Genomic DNA, 16,882 nt, shown 5'->3' on the forward strand with positions numbered 1-16,882 from the left:
ATGCCGCGCCACCGCGGCATTCACGCTATGGCGTTTTAGGGCGACGGGAGGCCTGGACGTGCGCCTTGGTCCCGGCCGGCGCCTTCACGCGGCCGATCTGCGAAGCCTCTGCCAGGCTCCGCGAGAAGTGGGCCACGACCGGCGAACCGGTCTGGGCCCGACGCTGGAGCAACCCGATCTCCCGATAGAAGGTGTGTTCTTGCAGCGAGATCACACGCACGCCATCGGGCAACGGCAGATGGGCTTCCACCAGCGGAACCACCGCAACGCCCACCCCTTTCGATGCGAGATGAATGAGTCCGGGAATCTCATCCAGTTCGATGGCCTCATTGACCGCCAAGCCCTGGCGCCGCAGGAAACCTTCGACCATGCGGCCACCGAACGAGACCCGATCATAGCGAAGAAATGGCCGCTCCTGGATCAGGGTGCGCCAATCCTTGCGGGCCGTCCCCTCCTTCGGACCGACCAGCACGAAGGGCTCGTGGACCAGCGCTTGCCACGCCATGTCGGAGGGCATGCCGAAGGGAGGGCGGATCATCACCGCCGCATCGATTTTTCCCGCATCGAGATCATCCATCAAACGCATGGAAACACCGGGCGAGACGTGCACGCGGACCAGCGGAAACAAGCGCCTCAGGCCCTCCAGCGCACGTGCCACGAGCGTCGGCTGCGCCGAGGCAATGGAGCCGATGCGCAGAACCCCCTGCGTAGCGCTTTCATCGGAGGGATCACCGAGCTTTGAAAAGAGCGCGCAGATGACCTCCGCACGCTCGACAGTCGTTTGTCCGGCCGCGTTCAGCGTTGCAGAGCGGCCGGTCCTATCGAACAGGGGAAATCCCAACGCGTCTTCGAGCCGCTTGATCTGGCTGCTGACGGCCGACTGGGTCAGTCCGATCTGCTCCCCCGCTGAGGCGAAGGTTCCGTACTTGCAGACCGCGATGAGGGTCTTGAGTTCAGGGATCATCGACGAAGCATCCTAGAAATCGATGGAAATTCAAAGAATCCGATGATTTTTTTGTGGCTCAGATAGAGGGCCGCGGAAAGGCTCTCCTAGAAGTAGCCGTGCGATGGCACCTGCACCTCTTCGTCGTTCGCCGCACTGCCGGCCCCCACGGGTTCCTGCACCACCACCTGGTTTCGCCCGCCTTGCTTGGCCATGTACATCGCAGCATCGGCGCGGGCGAAGAACTCGAGGGCGGTTTCGCCCAGCACGTACTGGGTGACACCGATCGACACCGTCACCCGGCCCCGCAGACGGGGGTTTTCCCAAGCGTGCGACTCCACCTGCACGCGGATGCGCTCGCAGGTGTTCAGCGCGGGCAGCAAGGGCGTCGCAGGAAAGATCACCAGGAATTCTTCGCCACCGTACCGGCCGAAGTAATCGTCGGCCCGCACAGCGCCCTGCCCCAGCTTGGCAAAGGTGCGAAGCACTTCGTCCCCTTCCAGGTGGCCCATTTCGTCGTTGATCCGCTTGAAGTGATCCAGATCCACCACGGCCATGCAAAGCGGAATGCCGCTTTCGTCCGCCAACTGCTTTTGCTCTTCGAGGGCGGCCAGGACAGACCGTCGGTTCAGGCATCCCGCCAGAGCGTCGCGGCGCGCGCTTTCGGTAATGGAGCGCACTTCGCTGCTTTTCTTTTGCAGCAACCGGTGCAACATGCGCACACGCCCCATCAACAGCACATAGGCGGGTAATGCCAGTGCCAGGGACACGATATGCAGCACTTCCAGGCGCAGCAAGGCGGTATTTTCGTTCTGGGCATAGTGCAGACCGCTGATCGCGCCGTAGACCGCGAGGATACCGACGCACACCGCCAGTGCCATGTTGCGCGACAGGGTGAACAGGCCATAGGCCATGACCACGAACAAAAACGGCGCCAAGGCAATCTGCGTGACGGGCTCCAGATAAAAAACCAGAAGCAATGCGCCCGCCGAGCCGATCACGATGGGCAACCGCATTTGGCGGTCGGCGAAATGCTCGTGCACACCCAAATAGAAAAGGCCCATGAAAGCGACCACCAGCAATGCGATGAGGGCCGCGACCATCAGCACCGTGGAAAAACCCACCACGCCCAAGGCAAAGTAAACCAGCACGCAAGCCAGATACAGCAAGCACAGCAGGACCGGCACCATCCGCGTGCGAGGGCGGTCCATCCGCCGTCGCAGCATCAAGGCCACCCCCAGCTCCGATTGGGGTGAATGCGTGGAGGGCTCGAGCTCGTGCAACTCTTCGCTCATTGGAAACGCATCCGTATTTTCAAAGCGCATGCGCCGGCGGGCACGTAACGTGTCCCATAAATCCCTAAAACCCATGGAAGTGTTTCCTTACGATCGAACCGATGCTCGCGCCTTGACCAGTGATAAGCAAAATTTCATTGCCAATATTACATATTGGTTCATTCAGGACAATAGTCGAAGCGCAATAGATAGGCTTTCTTGATGTCCCATTCAGGAAATCGAGAGAGTGGGCGGTTTAAACGGACCTTGCATACAAGCCTTTACCCAATAAGGCAGTAAGACAGCAGCCCGTCGCACGGCAACGCGCCCCCGGCGCGGGCTCCGAGCCTAACCGGGTCGCGCGTTCTCATTTCAGCGAATGCGAACCGAATTGCGCGGTAAACACCCGTTGGCGCTTGGAAAGAACGGCAGCTTAAAGGCCAATGGAGGTTGCTTGGTTTCCCCCGTCAACGGTTCCAACCAGTGAGAAGCGGTCAAATACCATATGAAACATATATACTTCACATACTTTTCGCATAGAGGTGACTGATGGGAATCGTCAAAATTTCGGATCTGATGCATGAAAACCTGCGCGTGGCAGGCAACGCACTCAGCCGATCGATCAATGCGCAGGCCGAGCACTGGATGCGCGTCGGCATGCTCACCGAGCTGTATCCGGAGTTGAACCACCGGGAAATCTGCCAGCTGCTGATCCGCGCCGAGCTCGCCGGGGGACTGGACATCTCGGTGGCTGCCACGGCCTCCTCGGGCAAGCCCGCCCCCTCCTCGCCCGGGCAGCACTGATGGCCAGCGACATTCGCATCAAGTCGGCCGAGCAGATCGCGATGGCCCGGCAGGCCGGGCAACTGGCCGCGGAGGTCCTCAGCATGGTGGCACCCCACGTCGTGCCCGGCGTAAGCACTGAAGCGCTCGACCGCATCTGCCATGACCACATCGTGAATGTCCAGGGCGCCATTCCAGCCAATGTGGGCTACCAGGGGTACCCCAAGACCATCCTGACCTCCGTCAACCAGGTGGTTTGCCATGGCATTCCCTCGGCGGACAAGATCCTGAAGCGGGGCGACATCATTAACATCGATGTCGCCGTCATCAAGGATGGCTGGTTCGGCGACACCAGCCGCATGTATTTCGTCGGTGCCCCCAGCACCTTGGCGCGGCGCCTGGTGGACACGACCTACGAAGCCCTGCGGGCAGGCATCCAGCAAGTCCGGCCCGGAGCGACGCTGGGCGATATCGGCCATTCCATCCAGTCGGTCGCCCACCGCGAGCATTTCAGCGTGGTGCGCGAATACTGCGGACACGGCATCGGTCAGGTCTATCACGAAGACCTGCAAGTGCTGCACTACGGCCGGTGCGGAGAGGGGCTGCGGCTGGAGCCTGGCATGGTGTTCACCATCGAGCCGATGCTCAACGCCGGCCAGAGGGAGACCCGGCAACTGTCCGACGGGTGGACCGTGGTGACGAAGGACCGATCCCTGTCCGCCCAGTGGGAGCACATGGTGGCGGTCACGCCCGAGGGGTACGAGGTGCTCACCGCCTGGCCCGACGGGACGGGCACCTACCCGCCGCTGGTGGCCGGCGAACGAGCCCCTTGATCCCAGGCCTGCAGCGGCTTACCTCAGGATGGGCGTGACGCCGGGCAACTCGCACGCGTAGATCGCATTGCGCAGGGCGGCGATGACCTCGTAGCGTGGAAAGCTCCTGCGCCAGGCCAGCACGATCCGGCGCACGGGTGGCGGCTGACCGGTCTCCTGCTGGATGGGCAGGTAGCGGATCTGGCTGTCGTCGTTGCGGCGGCGTTTTTCGGCGGGATGCTCGTCGTCCTTGCGCCGTTTGTAGCCCGAATGCATCTGGTCCTGCGGCACCGACAGCCGCGGCACGAGGGTGATGCCCATGCCCCGCGAGACCATGTGCTTGATGGTTTCCAGCGAGTAGCCTTCGAAGGTGTGGCTCACCCCTTCTGCGTCGCCCAGCGCTGGCGCGGCCTCGGGGCTCAAAGCCTCCAGATGTTCCCGCAAACCCTCGTCGGCCTCCAGCAGCAGCAGGGTCTCGCCCTGCAACTCGGTCGTGGAGACGCTTTCACGCTGGGCCAGGATGTGCGAGGCAGGCACCGCGGCGATCAGGGGTTCGTCGTACAGGGCCGCCTTGGCCAGGCCGGTGGAGCGAAAGGGCTCGGCCATGATGGCGCAATCGATCTCCCCAGTGCCCAGCATTTCGATCAGCCGCTCCGTGAAGCTGCCCTTGAGAATGAGCTCCATCTGCGGCGTGCGGGCCTTGGAGTGGTGCACCAGCTCGGGCAGCAGATACGGACCGACGGTATAGGACACGCCGATCTTGATCGTGCCGGCCAGCGGGTCCTTGCCGCGCTGGGCGATTTTCTGGATGGCGGCCGCATGCTCGAGGATACGACGGGCTTCGTAGACGATCTCCTCGCCCACCGGCGTGACCGACACCTGCCCCGCCGTGCGCTCGAACAGCTTGAGTTCCAGTTCCTCTTCCAGCTTCTTGATGGCCATCGACAGCGAGGGCTGGGAGACATTGCAAAGGTGGGCTGCGCGGCTGAAACGCTTTTCCTGCGCAAGGGCGACGATGTACTTGAGTTCGGTGAGCGTCATTGTCTGGGGCGAAAAGGGACGGCAGCTGGGGTGACTCGGTTTAACACCAATCCATGAAGCAAGTATTACGCTGATTTCATTGCGCCGACTGAATACGCCGATGCGGGCATCGCGTCATTGCCTGCGCCAGGACCGGGGGTGCACCGGGGGCACGGTAGCACCCTCCTGGCCACCGCTGGTTTCCAACCGCTTCACCAGACGCTCACTGCGCCCCTGCCCCGCCTTCCCACCGCGCCTGCCATCCCCCACCCAGCGCCTGCACCAGCGTGGCGGCCGCCAGCTGTCGGTTCACCTGCAGCTGCAGCAGCGCGCGCCGTGCCGACAGCGCGGTGACCTGGGCCGTCACCACCTCGGTGTAGCTCACCTGGCCCTCGCGGTAGCGGTTCAGCAGTTGCTGCTCGGTGAGGTTGGCGGCCGACACGGCTTCCTGGCGCAAAGGCTCCTGCGCCTGCAGCGTGCGCAGCACGGTGAGCTGGTCCTCCACGTCTTGGAAGGCAGTCAGCACCGTCTGGCGGTAGGTGGCCGCGCGGGCGTCGCGGGCGGCCTCGGCCCCTTCCACCCGGGCGGCGATGGCGCCGCCGTCGAACACCGTCTGCGCCACCGACAGCCCCAGCGACCACAGCGCGCCGGAGGCGCTGAACAGATCGCCCACGCTGGTGCCGCTGCGGCCCAGCGAGGCCGTGAGGCTCAGGCTGGGGTAATAGGCCGAGCGCTGCACGCCGATCTGCGCATTGGCCGCGGCCACCGCACGTTCGGCCGCAGCGATGTCGGGGCGGCGCTGCAGCAGGGTCGACGGAATGCCTGCGGGCACCTCGGGGGCCCGCATGTTCCAGGGCGCGGGCGGCAGCGTGAACGAGGCCGGTGCCACCCCCGTCAACACGGCGATGGCGTGTTCGTAGCGGGCGCGGTTTTGCTGCATGGTGGCGAGATCCGCGCGCGCGTTGGCCAGCTGGGTGCGGGCCTGCAGCACGTCGGAGTTGGCCACCACGCCAGCGGCGTAGCGGTTCTGGGCGATCTGCAGGCTGCGCTCGTAGCCCTGCACGGTGGCCTGCAGCAGGTCGATTTCGGCATCGGCTTCGCGCAGCTGGAAATAGGCCGACACCAGCGAGCCCACGGCAGACAGCCGGGCAGAAGCCAGATCGGCTTCGCTGGCCTGGGCATTGGCGCTGGCGTTGTCCACTGCACCGCCCAGGCGCCCCCACAGATCGGGTGCCCAGTCCGCACCCAGTGCCGCCTGGGTGGTGGTACCGCGGCGGGTGGAGCCTTCGCCGCCCGCGCGCGAGCCGCTGCCCGACAGGCTGACCGAGGGCAACAGGCCGGCGCGCTGCTCGCGCACCAGCGCCTGCGCCTGGGCGTAGGCCGCCACGGCGGCAGCGATGTTCTGGTTGGACAGTTGCACCTGCGAGGCGAGGCGGTTCAGGTCGTCGTCCTGGAACAGCGTCCACCAGTCGCCGCGGTCGATCGCATCGGCGGGCGCGGCGGGCTGCCACACCGCCCCCGCTTCCTTGAAGGCGGTGGGCAGGGGCAGTTCGGGACGCTGGTACACGGGCGCCACGGAGCAGGCGGCCAGGGGCAGCAGCGCGCCCAGGCAGGCCACGCGCACGGCGCGGGGTGCCCAGGCAAGGGAGGGAAAAGCGGATGTCATGGTTGTTGCAGTGGAGACGCAGCGGCACCCGCAGGCGGGGCCGCGCGGCTCAGTTGGTGTTCGTTGGCGGAGCGCCGGCGCAGCTTGTCCAGCAGCACGTAGACCACCGGGGTGGTGAGCAAGGTCAGCAGCTGGCTGGCGATCAGGCCGCCGATGATGGCCACGCCCAGCGGCTGGCGCAACTCGGAGCCCTGCCCGAAGCCGATGGCCAGCGGCAAGGCGCCCAGCGCGGCCGCCAGCGTGGTCATCAGGATGGGACGAAAGCGCAGCATGCAGGCCTCGCGCACCGCCTCCAGCGCCGACAGGCCCCGGGCGCGCTCGGCCTCCAGCGCGAAGTCGATGATGAGGATGGCGTTCTTCTTCACGATGCCGATCAGCAAGAACACGCCGATGAGCGCAATGATGGTGAACTGCATGTTGAACAGCAGCAGCGCCAGCACCGCCCCCACGCCGGCCGAAGGCAAGGTGGTCAGCACGGTGATGGGATGGATCAGGCTTTCGTACAGCACGCCCAGCACAATGTAGATCACTACGATGGCCGCCAGGATCAGGAAGAACTGCTGCGACTGCGATTGCTGGAACCCGAGGGCCGTGCCCTGGAAGCTGCCGCGCACGTTGGTGGGCATGGCGATGTCGGCCTCTGCCTGCTCGATGACCTGTCTCGCCTGGCTCAGCGATGTGTTCCCGTCCAGGTTGAACGAGATCGTCGTGGCCAGTTCGCCGTCCTGGTGGTTGATGGAGGTGGGCGAGGCCCGCTCCACCACCTTGGCGATGGCACTCAGCGGGACCATGGTCGATGCCGTGTTGCTCAGCACCTGCCCCGTGGAGGCACCGCGCTGGCCCGGATTGGCGGCCGTGCCGGTGGCCCCGGTCGGGTTGGACGCCACGAAGATGTCGGCCAGCGCCGGCGGGCCCTTGGTGTATTCCGGCGCCCACTCCATGATGACCGAGTACTGGTTCAGCTCGCCGTAGATGGTCGCCACCGAGCGCTGGCCGAAGGCGTTGTAGAGCGCGCTGTCGATGGCCGAGGCGCTCACGCCCAGGCGCGAGGCGCTGGCGCGGTCCACCTCCACATAGGTCTCCACGCCGTTGTCGGCCTGGTCGGTGTCCACGTCGGTCAGCAGTTCTTCCTGCTTCAGGCGCTCGGCCAGGCGCGTGGCCCACAGCCGCATGTCGGCCAGGTTGTCGCTCTTGAGGGTGTACTGGTAGGTCGAATTGCTGGAGCGCCCGCCCATGCGCAGGTCCTGCACCGGGCTCAGGAACACCTGCAGGCCGGTGATCTGCGCCAGCTGCGGCCGCAGGCGCCCGATCACGGCGTTGCTGCTGTCGGCGCGTTCGCCCACGGGCTTCAGGTTCACGAACAGAAAGCCCCCGCCCGCCCGCCCACCACCGGAAAAGCCCACCACCGTGTCCACCGCCGGATCGTTGCGGATGATGCCCACCGCCTGGCGCAGCTTGCGCGCCAGGGCGTCGGAGGAGATGCTCTGGTCGGCCCGCAGCCCGCCGTTGAGCTGGCCGTTGTCCTGCTGCGGAAAGTAGCCCTTGGGAATCTTGGTGAACAGGTACACGTTGAGCCCGATCACCGCCAGCAGCACCAGCATGACCAGCGCCTTGCTCGCCAGCGCCCAGTCCAGGCTGTGGGCGTAGCCGCGCAGCATGCCGTCGTAGCCCCGCTCGGCCCAGCGCGCGAAGCGGCCGGAGGGCTTGGCCTGGGCGGGGTCTTCCGAGCGCAGCAGCCACGCGCACATCATCGGCGTGGTGGTGAGCGAGATCACCAGCGAGATCGCCACCGCCACCGACAGCGTGACCGCGAATTCGCGGAAGAGGCGCCCCACCTGCCCGTCCATGAACAGCAGCGGGATGAACACCGCCACCAGCGACAGGCTGATCGACAGCACCGTGAAGCCCACCTCGCGCGCGCCCAGCAGCGCCGCGGCCATGCGGTCCATGCCGGCCTCGATGTGGCGGCTGGTGTTCTCCAGCACCACGATGGCATCGTCCACCACGAAGCCGGTGGCCACCGTGAGGGCCATCAGGCTGAGGTTGTTCAGGCTGAAGCCCAGAAAATACATGATGCCGAAGGTGCCCAGCAGCGACACCACCGTGGCCACCGCCGGAATGACCGTGGCGCGCGCCTTGCGCAGGAACAGGCCCACCACCAGCACCACCAGCGCGATGGAGACCATGAGCGTGAACTCGATCTCGCGCAGCGACGAGCGGATGGAATTGGTGCTGTCCGACGCCACCGATACCTGGATGTCCTGCGGCAGCTGCGCCTGCAGGTCGGGCAGCAGCGCACGCACGCCGTCCACCGTGTCGATGATGTTGGCGCCCGGCTGGCGCGTGATGAGTACGATGATGGCCGGGTCGCCGTTGAACAGGCCCAGCGTGCGCGTGTTCTCCACGCCATTGACCACGCGCGCCACGTCGCCCAGGCGCACTGGGGCGTTGTTGCGCCAGGCGATCACCAGCGAGGCGTAGTCGGACGCCTTGCGCGAGGGCGAAGGCGTGTAGATCTGCAGGCGCTTGCCGTCGCCTTCGATGGCGCCCTTGGGTCGGTTGGCGTTGGAGGCCTGGATGGCTGCGCGCACGTCTTCGGTGCTGATGCCGTAGCGGTTGAGCGCGAACGGCAGCAGTTCCACGCGCACCGCGGGCAGCGAGCCACCGCCGATCTCGACCTCGCCCACGCCCGCCACCTGCGAGATGCGCTGACTCACCACGTTGGAGACCGCGTCGTAGATCTCGCCCGGCGTGCGCGTCTTGGAGGTCAGCGTGAGGATGATGACGGGCGCATCCGCCGGATTGCGCTTGCGGTAGGTGGGGTTGCTGCGCAGCGTGGCCGGCAGGTCCACGCGCGATGCGTTGATGGCCGCCTGCACCTCGCGCGCGGCGCTGTCGATGTTGCGGCTCAGGTCGAACTGCAGGCTCACGCGGGCCGAGCCGGTCGAGCTGCTGGATGTCATCTCGTTCACGCCCGCGATCACGCCCAGCCGGCGCTCCAGCGGCGTGGCCACGCTGGTGGCCATGGTCTCGGGGCTGGCGCCCGCTAGGCTGGCCGACACCGAGATGGCCGGGTAATCCACCTGCGGCAGTGGCGCCACCGGCAGCACGAAGAACGCGGCGATGCCCGCCAGCGCCATGCCGATGGTCAGCAGCACGGTGGCGACCGGGCGCTCGACGAAGGGGCGCGACAGGTTCATGGCGTGGGCCCGGAGGGTGCCGCGCCGGACTGCGCGGGCGCGGCGGCCGTGCCCCGGCCCGTCCAGCGGCGGCCCAGCCGGTCGAAAGCCAGGTAGATCACCGGCGTGGTGAACAACGTGAGCATCTGGCTCAGCACCAGGCCGCCGAAGATGGCCAGGCCCAGAGGCCGGCGCAGCTCGGCCCCATCGCCCCAGCCCAGCATGAGCGGCAACGCGGCGAACAGCGCGGCCAGCGTGGTCATCAGGATCGGGCGAAAGCGCAGCAGCGCCGCCTGGTGGATGGCCTCTTGCGGGGCCATGCCCTGCTGGCGCTCGGCGTCGATGGCGAAGTCGATCATCATGATCGCGTTCTTCTTGACGATGCCGATCAGCAGGATGATGCCGATGATGCCGATCACTCCCAGGTCGTTGCCCGTCACCATGAGCATCAGCAAGGCCCCCACGCCGGCCGAGGGCAGCGTGGACAGGATGGTCAGCGGGTGGATGTAGCTCTCATACAGCACGCCCAGCACGATGTACACGCACACCATGGCCGCGAGAATCAGCCAGAGTTGGCTGGACAGCGATTTTTCATAGGCGCCCGCTGCCCCGAGGAACTGCATCGACAGCCCCGCCGGCACGCCGATCTCCTGCGCCGCCGCGCGGATGGCATCGACCGCGTTGCCCAGCGACACGCCCTCGGCCCGGTCGAAGCCCAGCGTGGCGGCCGGGTACTGCGCCACGCGGGTGACCTGCAGCGGCGCGAGCTGCTCGCGGATGGTGGCCACGGCGGACAGCGGCGTGGGCGTGCCGCCGCCCGTGCGCAGTTGCAGGGTGCCCAGCGCCTCGGGACTGTCCAGATGCTCCTGCTGCGCCTCCAGGATCACGCGGTACTGGTTGGTCTCGGTGAAGATGGTGGAGACGATGCGTTGGCCGAACGCGCTGTAGAGCGTGTCGTCCACCGAACTGGCCGTGACCGACAGGCGCGAGGCCGTGTTGCGGTCGATGTCCACGTAGGCCGACAGGCCCTGCGCGCCCGCATCCGACGTGGCGTTGCGCACCTGGGGCACCGTGCGCAGGCGATCCACCAGCTTGTTCGTCCATTCGTTGACCTGCGCCGAATCCACCCCGCCGATCGACAGGCGGTACTCGGTGGGCCCGGTCTCGGCGTCGATGGTCAGGTCCTGCGTGGGCTGCAGGTACAGCGTCACGCCGGCCACGGCGCGCACGCGGTCGCGCAGGCGCTGCATGACGGCCTCCTGCCCGTCGCGGTCGGCCTTCAGGTTGATCAGCATGCGCCCGGCGTTCAGCATGGTGTTGTTGGCCGCGTCCACCCCGATGAAGGAGCTGAGCGACTGCACGTCCGGGTCGGCCAGGATGGCGCGGGCCGCGGCCTGCTGCAACTCGCTCATGCGGGCGTACGACACGTCCTGCGAGGCCTCCACGCGCGCCTGCAACTGGCCCGTGTCCTGCGTGGGAAAGAGCCCCTTGGGAATCACCACGTACAGCAGCGCCGTGAGCGCCATCGTGAGCAGCGCCACCACCAGCGTGGCGCCTTGGCGGCGCAGCACCCACTGCAGCCAGATGTCATAGCGCGCGATCACGCGGTCGAAGCCGCGCTGCACCGCGCCGCCAAAGCCGCGCCGCTCGCCGTGCGGCGGCTCGGGTTTCAGCCAGCGCGCCGACATCATGGGCACGAGAGTGAGCGACACCACGGCCGAGATCAGGATGGTGAGCGCCAGGGTCACCGCGAACTCGCGGAACAGCCGCCCCACCACATCGCTCATGAACAGCAGCGGAATCAGCACCGCGATCAGGGACACCGTGAGCGAGATGATGGTGAAGCCGATCTGCGTGGCGCCCTTGAGCGCGGCCTGGAACGGCGGCTCGCCCTCCTCGATGTAGCGGGCGATGTTCTCGATCATCACGATGGCGTCGTCCACCACGAACCCGGTGGCGATGGTGAGCGCCATCAGGCTCAGGTTGTTCAGGCTGTAGCCCAGCAGGTACATCACACCGCAGGTGCCGATGAGCGAGATCGGTACCGCCAGGCTGGCGATCACCGTGGCGCGCAGGCTGTGCAGGAAAAAGAAGATCACCAGCACCACCATCAGCACGGCCAGCACCAGTTCCATCTCCACGTGGTGCACCGATGCGCGGATGCCGGTGGTGCGGTCCGACAGCACCTCCACCTTCAGCGAGGCGGGCAGCCCGGCCTGCAGCTCGGGCAGCTGCTTCTTGATGTTGTCCACCGTGGCGATCACGTTGGCGCCCGGCTGGCGCTGCACGTTCAGGATGATGGCCGGGGTCTCGTTGGCCCAGGCGCCCAGGCGGTTGTTCTCGGCGCTGTCCACCACGCGGGCCACGTCGGTCATGCGCACGGGCGCGCCGTTCTTCCAGGTGACGATGAGGTTCTTGTAGTCGGCCACCGTCACCAGTTGGTCGTTGGCGTTGATGCTGTAGGAGCGCTGCGGCCCGTCGAAGCTGCCCTTGGCGCTGTTGGCGTTGGCCGAGGTGATGGCCGTGCGCAAGGTGTCGAGCCCGATGCCGTACGAGGCCAGCGCCTTGGTGTCGGCCTGGATGCGCACGGCCGGCCGCTGCCCGCCGGCCAGGCTGACCAGGCCCACGCCGGGCACCTGGCTCATCTTCTGCGCCAGGCGCGTGTTCACGAGGTTCTGCACTTCGGTGAGCGGCAGTGTGTCGGAGCTGACGGCCAGCGTGAGCACCGGCGCATCGGCCGGGTTCACCTTGGCATACACCGGCGGCGCGGGCAGGTCGGTGGGCAGCAGCGACGATCCGGCGTTGATGGCGGCCTGCACCTCCTGCTCGGCCACGTCGAGCGCCAGCCCCAGGCCGAACTGCAGCGTGACGATGGACACGCCCGAGGCGCTGGTGGACGACATGCGCGCCAGCCCCGGCATCTGCCCGAACTGGCGCTCCAGCGGCGCACTCACGGTGCGGCTCATGACCTCGGGGCTGGCCCCGGGGTAGAGGGTCTGCACCTGGATGGTGGGGTAGTCCACCTCCGGCAGCGCCGACAGGGGCAGCAGCTTGAAGCCGACCAGGCCGGCCAGCACGATGGCCACCATCAGCAGCGCAGTGGCGACGGGTCTTTCGATGAACGGACGCGACGGACTCATGGGTGGGGCCGGACGGTCGTCAAGGGGTCTGCGGGGCGGAGGCCCCGGGCTGGGCGCCCTCCTGCGGCGGGCGCTGGCGGCGCTCGCCCTCCGGTCCACGGCCCTCGCCACGGGGGCCGAAGCCCCGGGCCTCGCCCTCCCCGCGCGGGCCCGAGGCCCGTGCGCGGCGCGGCTGGGCACCGGCGGCGCCGCTGGCTGCGGAGGCCGGGCCGCGCGCGCCCTGCAGCTGCACGGTGGCACCGTCCTTCAAACGGTCGCCGCCTTCGGTCACCACGCGCTCGCCGGCCTTCAGGCCCTCGGTGACGGCCATCAGCCCCACCGTCGCCTGGCCACGCTTGACCTTGCGCAGCGACACCGTGCGGTCTTCGTTGATGACATAGACGAAGTCGCCATTGGCGCCCGTGCGCACCGCCGTCACCGGCACCACCACGGCCGGCACCTCGCGCAGCAGGAGCTGCACGTTCACGAACTGGTTGGGAAACAGCGCACCGTTGGCGTTCTCGAACCGGGCCTTGGCCTTGACCGTGCCCGTGGTGGTGTCCACCAGATTGTCCAGCGTGGAAAACTGCCCCTTGCCCACCTCGGTGGTGCGGGTGCGGTCGAACGCCGTCACGGCCAGCGGCTGCGCGCCCTGCTGCGACGCCTGCACGTCGGTCACGCGGTCCTGGGGCACCGAGAACTGCACATCGATCGGCGCCATCTGCGTGATGGTGGCGATGCCCGTGGCCTCGCCGGCACTCACGTAGTTGCCGGCGTCCACCGTGCGCAGGCCGATGCGGCCCGTGGCGGGCGAGGTGACGCGGGTGTAGTCGAGGTTCAGGCGCGCGGTCTTCTCCTGGGCGAGGTCGGTCATCACCGTGCCCTGCAGCTGCTTGACCAGCGCGGCCTGCGTGTCCACATCCTGGCGCGCGATCGAGTCCTGCGACAGCAGCGTGCGGTAGCGCTCCAGGGTGATGCGGGCATTGTCGAGCTGCGCCTCGTCGCGCTGGCGCGTGCCCTGCGCCTGCATCAGGGCCTGCTCGTAGGGGCGCGGGTCGATCTGCGCCAGCACCTGGCCCTTCTTGACCATCTGCCCTTCGGTGAACAGCACCTGGGTGAGCACGCCCGACACCTGCGGGCGCAGGGTGACCGTGGTGACCGGCGTGACCGTCCCTAGCGCGTCGATGACCACCGGCAGCGACGCCTGCCGTGCCGTGGCCTCGCCCACCGTGACCATGGCCCGCCCGCCGCCGCCGAAACCGGGCCCGCCCGGCGCGCCCGGCCCCCCGGGACCGCCCGCGCCCCGCATCGCTCCCGCCGGGGCGGTGCTGCGCTGCACCAGATACCAGGCGCCGCCGCCCAGCAGGACCACCACGGCCAGCATCAGCAGCGTGCCGAGCCAGCGCGACCGCCGCGAGGGCGGCCGGTGGGCGGAAGGCGGCGGGTTGGGAACGGGCGCGTCGTGTGGGTGTGGATTCATGGAAATGGCTGGCGTGGCGTGTCGCGGAAAAGGTCCGTCCCGGGCGGCCGGCGGGGCAGCACGGGGGGCACGCCGAATCGTAGGGGCTCTGCGTACCGATTGTCTGGCTGCTGTGCGAAGAAAGGTAAATCTGTCGCCCGGCGCAGCGGTTCGCGCCGCGCGGCGGGCGGTTCGTCGCATGGCGCTGGCCGGACCGGGCGGCCGGGCGCACAGTGCGGCCATTCCCTCCACGACCACCCCGATCCCCAAGGAGCTGCCATGCCCGCTTTCCACACCCCCGACGATCTCGCCCCCCAGGACGACCTGGACCGCCTGGCCCGCAAGCGGGCCGGTGCCAAGATGGGCTGGCTGCTGCACGCCTGCGTGTACCTGTGCGTCAACCTGGCGCTGGCCGCCCTCGCCGCCTACCAGGGGCGCCACTGGGCGGTGTTTCCCGCGCTGGGCTGGGGCCTGGGCCTGGCGATCCATGGCGCGGCGGTGTGGCTGGCGCTGCCGGGCGGGCGGCTGCACGCCCGCCTGCTGGAGCGCGAGCGCGCCGCCCTGCGCCAGGCCCTGCAGCGGCGCTGACCGGGCGCACGGCCGCCGCCAGGAGTGCCCCCACAATCGGCCCACCAGAAGCTTTTCCTTTCTCCAGCGCCGCCATGCAGCACTTCAGCCTTCGCCAATCCATTCGCCACGGGCTGGTGATCGCCGCGTTCTGCGCCGCCATCGCCGGCATCCAGCTCGCCTACGGCCGGGGACCGTGGGACGTGCAGCTCGTGTACTCCCTGGCCATCGGCCTGCCGAGCTGGCTGCTGATCGACATCGGCCGCCTGTGGCTCTCACGCCATAGCCCCATCCCGTGGCCCCTGGGCTGGCGCGGCTGGGCGCTGGTCGCGGTGGGCGGCTCCATCGGCTTTCAGTTCGGCTCGGCCCTGGGCGATGCCTACCGCGAGAGCATGCACCCCGGCCTGACCCTGGCGTCGGCAGGCGGCCCCAGTTCGGCCATGGTGACGACGGTGTTGGCGTGCCTGGCGCTGTCGTTCTTCTTCTACGCCCAGGGAAAATCGCGCTTTCTGGAAGGCAAGATCGCCGAGGTCGAACGCGACGCCGCCGAGGCGCGCCTCAAACTGCTGGAGGCGCAGCTGGAGCCGCACATGATGTTCAACACCCTGTCCAACCTGCGCGTGCTGATCGCCGCCGACCCGCCCCGCGCCCAGGCCATGCTGGACCACCTGATCGACTACCTGCGCGCCACACTCGGCGCCTCGCGGGCCACGCTGCACCCGCTGGCCGACGAATTCGCCCGGCTGCGCGACTACCTGGAGCTGATGTCGGTGCGCATGGGCCCGCGCCTGGCCTACACGCTCGACCTGCCCGAAGCGCTCGCCCGCGTGCCCGTGCCGCCGCTGCTGCTGCAGCCGCTGGTGGAAAACGCCATCCGCCACGGCCTGGAGCCGAAGGTGGAAGGCGGCAGCATCCACATCGCCGCCCGGCCATTGCCCGACGGCCTGCTGGAACTGCTGGTGCAGGATTCGGGCGCCGGGCTGGCCGCGGGCGGCACCGCACCGCCCGGGCCACCCGGCCCGGCGCGCCAGAGCTTCGGGCTGCAGCAGGTGCGCGAGCGGCTGCACACGCTGTACGGCGAGCAAGGCACTATTAATTTGATAGCACAACGCCCTAGTGGAACATGCGCCAGGGCCGTATTTCCCTTGAATCCCCCGCTGCCATGAACCTGCCGCCCTCCCGCGCGCCCCGCGCCCTGATCGCCGAAGACGAACCGCTGCTGGCCGCTGCCCTGCGCCAGGAGCTGGCCCGGGCCTGGCCGGACCTTCAGATCGCCGCCACCGTGGGCGACGGGCTCGCGGCCGTGCAGCAGGCGCTGGACCTGCGGCCCGACGTGCTCCTGTTCGACATCCGCATGCCGGGCCAGAGCGGCCTGGAGGCGGCCGCCGAGCTGGCCGACGCCTGGCCGGCCGACACGCCCTTTCCCGCGCTGGTGTTCGTGACCGCCTACGACCAGTACGCCGTGCAGGCCTTCGAGGCCCAGGCCGTGGACTACCTGCTCAAGCCCGTGCAGCCCGAGCGGCTGCGCAAGGCCGTCCAGAAGCTGCAGGCCACCCTCGCACGGCAGGCCGCGCCCGCCGCGCTGGACTTCGAGGCCACGCTGGCCCGCCTGCGCGCACTGGTGGCGCTGCCCGGGGCCGCTGCGCCGGGCATGGCCGGTGCGGCGGCGCACCCCGCCCCGCTCACCGTCATCCAGGCCAGCAGCGGCGCGCAGATCCACTTGGTGCCGGTGGCGGACGTCGTGGTGTTCGAGGCGGCCGACAAGTACGTGCGCGTGCTGACCGCCACGCAGGAGTACCTGATCCGCACGCCCCTCAAGGAACTGGCCGCCCAGCTCGACGCGAACACTTTCTGGCAGGTGCACCGCGGCACCCTGGTGCGCGCCAGCGCCATCGCCTCAGCTATGCGCGACGAATCAGGACGGTTGCACCTGCGCCTGCGCGAGCGGCCCGAAACCCTGGCAGTGAGCCGGCTCTACGCCCACCGCTTCAAGGCGATGTAGCGCCCGAGCGCCACGAAAGCCGAGGCGAAGCGACCCGGCAGCAAACGCCGCCGGCCCG

The 16,882-nt window shown here is 68.1% G+C and carries 12 protein-coding genes; 5 read left to right on the top strand and 7 right to left on the bottom strand.

Annotated elements, in window-relative coordinates; genetic code table 11:
• Positions 1-25 precede the first annotated feature (25 nt).
• A complete protein-coding gene (locus M5C96_RS17275) occupies positions 26-964 on the bottom strand; it encodes a LysR family transcriptional regulator (RefSeq protein ID WP_272564348.1) in 939 nt (312 codons plus the stop codon).
• 86 nt (positions 965-1,050) lie between these two features.
• Positions 1,051-2,238 (bottom strand): GGDEF domain-containing protein, encoded by a 1,188-nt coding sequence (locus M5C96_RS17280; protein ID WP_272564349.1) that lies wholly within the window; start codon positions 2,236-2,238, stop codon positions 1,051-1,053.
• Between the two features lie 528 nt (positions 2,239-2,766).
• Between M5C96_RS17280 and M5C96_RS17285 the strand changes: the two genes are divergently transcribed.
• Positions 2,767-3,021 carry a ParD-like family protein gene (locus M5C96_RS17285; protein ID WP_272564350.1) on the top strand — a complete coding sequence of 85 codons (255 nt, stop codon included), beginning with the start codon at positions 2,767-2,769 and terminating at the stop codon, positions 3,019-3,021.
• Positions 3,021-3,833 carry a type I methionyl aminopeptidase gene (gene map / locus M5C96_RS17290; RefSeq protein ID WP_272564351.1) on the top strand — a complete coding sequence of 271 codons (813 nt, stop codon included), beginning with the start codon at positions 3,021-3,023 and terminating at the stop codon, positions 3,831-3,833. Before M5C96_RS17285 ends, map begins: the two co-directional genes overlap by 1 nt.
• A gap of 18 nt (positions 3,834-3,851) precedes the next feature.
• Here map and M5C96_RS17295 read toward each other — a convergent pair whose 3' ends face one another.
• From M5C96_RS17295 to M5C96_RS17315, 5 genes are all read right to left on the bottom strand, one after another.
• On the bottom strand, positions 3,852-4,853 hold the full coding sequence (locus M5C96_RS17295; RefSeq protein ID WP_272564353.1) for a hydrogen peroxide-inducible genes activator: 1,002 nt from the start codon (positions 4,851-4,853) through the stop codon (positions 3,852-3,854).
• 202 nt (positions 4,854-5,055) lie between these two features.
• Complete coding sequence (locus M5C96_RS17300) at positions 5,056-6,498, bottom strand: efflux transporter outer membrane subunit (RefSeq protein WP_272564355.1); 1,443 nt, start codon at positions 6,496-6,498, stop codon at positions 5,056-5,058.
• Positions 6,495-9,698: an efflux RND transporter permease subunit gene (locus tag M5C96_RS17305; protein WP_272564356.1), complete on the bottom strand. Its 3,204-nt coding sequence runs from the start codon at positions 9,696-9,698 to the stop codon at positions 6,495-6,497. The genes M5C96_RS17300 and M5C96_RS17305 overlap by 4 nt, the downstream gene beginning before the upstream one ends.
• Positions 9,695-12,817: an efflux RND transporter permease subunit gene (locus M5C96_RS17310; RefSeq protein ID WP_272564358.1), complete on the bottom strand. Its 3,123-nt coding sequence runs from the start codon at positions 12,815-12,817 to the stop codon at positions 9,695-9,697. The genes M5C96_RS17305 and M5C96_RS17310 overlap by 4 nt, the downstream gene beginning before the upstream one ends.
• 19 nt (positions 12,818-12,836) lie before the next feature.
• On the bottom strand, positions 12,837-14,276 hold the full coding sequence (locus tag M5C96_RS17315) for an efflux RND transporter periplasmic adaptor subunit (RefSeq protein ID WP_272564360.1): 1,440 nt from the start codon (positions 14,274-14,276) through the stop codon (positions 12,837-12,839).
• Between the two features lie 258 nt (positions 14,277-14,534).
• Here M5C96_RS17315 and M5C96_RS17320 point away from each other — a divergent pair, with 258 nt between their 5' ends.
• The 3 genes from M5C96_RS17320 (at position 14,535) to M5C96_RS17330 (ending at position 16,824) form a co-directional block, all read left to right on the top strand.
• Positions 14,535-14,843 (top strand): 2TM domain-containing protein, encoded by a 309-nt coding sequence (locus M5C96_RS17320; protein ID WP_272564362.1) that lies wholly within the window; start codon positions 14,535-14,537, stop codon positions 14,841-14,843.
• Between the two features lie 74 nt (positions 14,844-14,917).
• Complete coding sequence (locus M5C96_RS17325; RefSeq protein ID WP_272564364.1) at positions 14,918-15,988, top strand: sensor histidine kinase; 1,071 nt, start codon at positions 14,918-14,920, stop codon at positions 15,986-15,988.
• A complete protein-coding gene (locus tag M5C96_RS17330; RefSeq protein WP_272564366.1) occupies positions 15,985-16,824 on the top strand; it encodes a LytR/AlgR family response regulator transcription factor in 840 nt (279 codons plus the stop codon). Before M5C96_RS17325 ends, M5C96_RS17330 begins: the two co-directional genes overlap by 4 nt.
• Positions 16,825-16,882: the final 58 nt, after the last annotated feature.

Origin of the sequence: Acidovorax sp. GBBC 1281 (assembly GCF_028473645.1) — a bacterium.
GTDB lineage: Bacteria > Pseudomonadota > Gammaproteobacteria > Burkholderiales > Burkholderiaceae_C > Paracidovorax.

Coding starts and splice junctions, on each gene's coding strand:
- M5C96_RS17275 (WP_272564348.1), bottom strand. CDS start 964: ATGATCCCTGAACTCAAGACCCTCATCGCGGTCTGCAAGTACGGAACC.
- M5C96_RS17280 (WP_272564349.1), bottom strand. CDS start 2,238: ATGAGCGAAGAGTTGCACGAGCTCGAGCCCTCCACGCATTCACCCCAA.
- M5C96_RS17285 (WP_272564350.1), top strand. CDS start 2,767: ATGGGAATCGTCAAAATTTCGGATCTGATGCATGAAAACCTGCGCGTG.
- map (WP_272564351.1), top strand. CDS start 3,021: ATGGCCAGCGACATTCGCATCAAGTCGGCCGAGCAGATCGCGATGGCC.
- M5C96_RS17295 (WP_272564353.1), bottom strand. CDS start 4,853: ATGACGCTCACCGAACTCAAGTACATCGTCGCCCTTGCGCAGGAAAAG.
- M5C96_RS17300 (WP_272564355.1), bottom strand. CDS start 6,498: ATGACATCCGCTTTTCCCTCCCTTGCCTGGGCACCCCGCGCCGTGCGC.
- M5C96_RS17305 (WP_272564356.1), bottom strand. CDS start 9,698: ATGAACCTGTCGCGCCCCTTCGTCGAGCGCCCGGTCGCCACCGTGCTG.
- M5C96_RS17310 (WP_272564358.1), bottom strand. CDS start 12,817: ATGAGTCCGTCGCGTCCGTTCATCGAAAGACCCGTCGCCACTGCGCTG.
- M5C96_RS17315 (WP_272564360.1), bottom strand. CDS start 14,276: ATGAATCCACACCCACACGACGCGCCCGTTCCCAACCCGCCGCCTTCC.
- M5C96_RS17320 (WP_272564362.1), top strand. CDS start 14,535: ATGCCCGCTTTCCACACCCCCGACGATCTCGCCCCCCAGGACGACCTG.
- M5C96_RS17325 (WP_272564364.1), top strand. CDS start 14,918: ATGCAGCACTTCAGCCTTCGCCAATCCATTCGCCACGGGCTGGTGATC.
- M5C96_RS17330 (WP_272564366.1), top strand. CDS start 15,985: ATGAACCTGCCGCCCTCCCGCGCGCCCCGCGCCCTGATCGCCGAAGAC.